General features: G+C 76.4%; 2 protein-coding genes and 1 pseudogene. All 3 read left to right on the top strand.

Features of this window, described 5'->3' with window-relative positions; genetic code table 11:
- Positions 1-932, top strand: a pseudogene (locus CBZ_RS15630) (serine/threonine-protein kinase); the annotation flags it as partial.
- A gap of 125 nt (positions 933-1,057) precedes the next feature.
- Complete coding sequence (locus CBZ_RS15625; RefSeq protein ID WP_130782427.1) at positions 1,058-1,549, top strand: hypothetical protein; 492 nt, start codon at positions 1,058-1,060, stop codon at positions 1,547-1,549.
- A gap of 49 nt (positions 1,550-1,598) precedes the next feature.
- On the top strand, positions 1,599-2,528 hold the full coding sequence (locus tag CBZ_RS15620) for a DsbA family protein (protein WP_130782426.1): 930 nt from the start codon (positions 1,599-1,601) through the stop codon (positions 2,526-2,528).
- Positions 2,529-2,556 lie beyond the last annotated feature (28 nt).

Below are 2,556 nucleotides of genomic sequence, written 5' to 3'. Positions count from 1 at the left end.
GCACCGCCCGCCTCGACCCCGCGGACGCGACCGGCACGGCCGTCCTCGCGGGCGCCGGGCCGCGGACCGGCGGCGCCGCGCTCGCGGGCACGGGCGTCGCGGGTGCCGGGGCGGCAGCGGTCGTCGCGAACGACGGTCGGACGCGGACGTTCGACCCGGCCGACGCTCCCGCCGGCGAGACGTGGCCGCCCGAGGACGCGGACGGGGAGTGGTCCGACGACTGGACCCCGGAGGACGACGAGCAGGACCCCGACGGCGTCGAGTGGATCCAGGACGACCTCGACGCGTCCGAGCAGCCCGGCCCCGAGGGGTCCGGGTACGAGCGGCCGCCGGCCCGCCGCCGCTGGGGCACCCTGCTCGCGTGCGCCGCGCTCGTCGCTGTCGCGGGCGCGCTGTTCCCCGGCGCGACCCTCGTCGTCGTCGGCGTCCTGCTGCTCGTCGTGCGGACCATCGGTACCGCGGTCGAGTCGATGCACGGGCGGCGCGAGCGGTACGGGGTGCGCCGCTCCGACGTGCCCGTCACCGTCGCCGCCGGCCCGTGGCACCTGCTGCGCGCGACCGCGGGCCTCGTGCCGTCGCTCGTCGTCGGCGCGAGCGTGGTCGTCATCCTCACCGGGGTCCTGTGGTGGCTGCTCGACACCGACCGCTGGACGATCGACGGCTCGCCGTCGGGGCTGCCCGTGCAGGGCACGACCGCGAGCATGGTCGTCGGCGCGCTCGTCCTCGTCGGGGTGCTCGTCGTGTGGTGGGGGCCGCTGTCCGCGATGACGCGCACCGGCGCCCGGCGGACGCTCGCCGTCGTCGCGCCCGGACGCCTCGGCGCGTTCGTCGCCGTCGTCGTCCTGCTCGCCGTCGCCGCGGTGCTGTTCGCGCTGCTGCAGGACGGCCGGCCGATCACGTGGTGGCTGCTGCCCGAGCCGACAATGCCCTGAACGGTGCCGACCTGGGCCGACGCGTCGCGGTGACCGCGCCGTCGCCGTCGCGCCGACGGCCGTCCGGGCGGCCGGGGTGCGGTCCTCGCTCCCGCCGCACAGGTCCGGGCCCTACGCTGTCCGCCATGCGTGCGCGACGAGCCGGGGTCCTCGCCGACCCGCGCGCGGCCGTCGCCGCCGCCGGGCTCGCCGCCCTGGCCGGTCTGCTCCTCGCGGCGTCGGGCCGCGTCCTGCTGCACCAGTGCGTCGCCGCCGTCGGGCTGAGCCCGCTCGGCGTGCGCCTGTCGGTCCTGCAGGACGCCGCCGACTGCCCCGACGGGACGTACGCGTTCGGCCCCGCGGCCGGCGGTGCGGTGCTGCTGCTCAGCGTCACGATGCCGCTGCTCCTTGCGCACCTCGTCCTCACGGCGGGCGGTGCCGGCCTCGGGGTCGTCCTCGCGCGTGTCGCGCGCGGCGTCGCCGGCCTGCTGCACCGCTGGGCCGTCCGCGTCGGCGCCCCCGTCGGCGTCGTCGTCGCCCGGCACGCCGCGCGGCCCGTCGAACGTGACCTGGTCCGCCTGCGCAGCCGCCTGCTCGTCGTCGGCCTCCCGGTCCGCGGACCCCCGGTCGCGGCCTGACCTCCACCAGGCCCGCCCGACCCGCACGACCCCGAACCAGGAGAACCCCATGCCCACGAACGACCCGCGGCCCAGCAAGGCCGACCGGCGCGACGAGGCCCGCCTCAAGGCGATCGCGCTGAAGAAGGAGCAGGAGCGCAAGGCCCGGCGCAACCGCCTGCTCGCCATCGGCGGCCTCGCGATCGCGGTCATCGCGCTCGCCGTCGTCGTCACGTTCATCGTCCGCCAGGGCAACGAGCGTGCCGCCGCCTACAGCGACGTCGCGTACGGCGGCGGTCAGGCGGGCGTCGTGTCGCCCGGCCTCGACGCCGTCACCACCCCGCAGGCCGCGGACGACGGGGGCGGCATCCCCGTGAGCAGCGGCGGCGTCGGCGTGGCCGGCGACGACGACACCGTGCTGTCGATCTACTTCGACTTCATGTGCCCGTTCTGCGGCCAGTTCGACCAGATCAACTCGGCCGACCTCGAGGAGCTCGCGGCCGAGGACGGCGTCACCGTCGTCTACCAGCCGCTGTCGTTCCTCGACCGCACCTCGCAGGGCACCAACTACTCGACGCGCGCCGCCAACGCGCTCGCCGTCGTCGCGGACCAGTCGCCGGAGCACGTCCAGGCCTTCATCACGGCGATGTACGCCGAGGGCACGCAGCCCGAGGAGGGCACCGAGGGCCTGACCGACGAGGAGATCGCCGCCGTCGCGACCGGCGTGGGCGTCCCGCAGGACGTGGCCGACGCGTTCACCGACACCGCGTCCGGCACGTTCGAGATCGAGGACGAGAACGGCGACACGACGAAGCACGAGGGCACGTGGCGCTCGTTCGCGCCGTGGGTGTACGCCGCCTACACGGCCGCGGGCGAGAAGATCCCCGAGCTCACGACGCCGACGATCCTCATCGACGGCGTGAAGTGGGAGGGCAACTGGCAGACGCCGGGCACCCTGCGCGCCGCGGTCGAGGAGGCCGCAGCCGCCGCTCAGGGCTGACGCCCCCGCACCACGCCGACGGGCCGGT

This window comes from Cellulomonas biazotea, assembly GCF_004306155.1.
Classification (GTDB): Bacteria; Actinomycetota; Actinomycetes; order Actinomycetales; family Cellulomonadaceae; genus Cellulomonas; species Cellulomonas biazotea.
Note: the sequence above shows the minus strand (reverse complement) of the source record. Positions and strands in the feature narration are given on the sequence as shown.